The following is a 1,019-nucleotide window of genomic DNA, read 5'->3' on the forward strand; positions in this document are numbered from 1 at the left end:
AGCGGGACTTTTTACAGTTTGCCTGGTTTCGCTTCGCTACACATTTTGGCAAACTATAAAAAGCCCCTTAATTGGGCGTTATGCTACAAGGAGAGTTCGGTGTTTAAACTAACCATCATTATGACTTCGTTGTTGTTTGTGACTTCATGCGCAACAACTTCCCCTAAATTGAATTCAGGCACACCTGTAAATATTTATGGTGTTACATCAATATCACCCCAAAATGGCAGTTGGTCTGTTATTACTTCAAGTGGCTACCAAGTTGCTCTTGGCGCTAAAGTGACAGATAACGGTAGTGGCGTTATAAATATGTCTCTCTATGAAATCCCTGAATTCCCTTCGGATAAAGAATTCTTATCGCACGTAGTCAAGCATAGAGCATCTTCACCTGATATTGGCAGGTTTGAACTTAAAGAAAACGTCGAAGAATTAGTAAATCTTAATGGTGCAACATGCGTAAAGCACAGAACAATTTCTCAAGATAACAATGCTAAAATTGATGGTAATAAATCAGCCGTAATGCAAATAGAGTATATTGGGTATAATTGCATACACCCATTTAAAAAATCTGTTGGCGTACATACAGAGTATTCACTTCGTCATTTTAAAGGCAAAAAGTACCCTGAATTAAATAAAAGCGCCGAAGAATTTTTTAGTAATATACAATTTAAAGAGCTCTAGTAGCATAACAAGCGCATTAAGAACGGGACTGCTAACAGCTTGCTCGGTTCCGCTTCGCTGCACATTTTAGCAAGCTATTATCAGCCCCTTATGCGGGCGTTATATGCTTTAAAGAATTACGTTTTAGAGCAAGAGATTTTTTACTTAGTGTTTTTCGCTAAAAGTGTTTAGTGTATGCACTAATAAACTTTGTTATTTATATCTTTTTCAAAGGTAACAAAGTTATTAATTTAGTTCAGCCAGTTGTGCTAACGCTCAAAAGTTCACGGCTGGTTGTTTTATAACGGGTGCCTTTAAATTCGTGTAGTGTTTGTTTTAAATTGCGCTGCATATAACAA

Annotated in this window: 1 protein-coding gene; it reads left to right on the top strand. The window is 36.8% G+C overall.

Features of this window, described 5'->3' with window-relative positions:
• Positions 1–99: 99 nt before the first annotated feature.
• On the top strand, positions 100–681 hold the full coding sequence (locus tag AC27HL_RS19510) for a hypothetical protein (protein ID WP_487082722.1): 582 nt from the start codon (positions 100–102) through the stop codon (positions 679–681).
• Positions 682–1,019: the final 338 nt, after the last annotated feature.

It is taken from the genome of Colwellia aquaemaris (assembly GCF_057548755.1).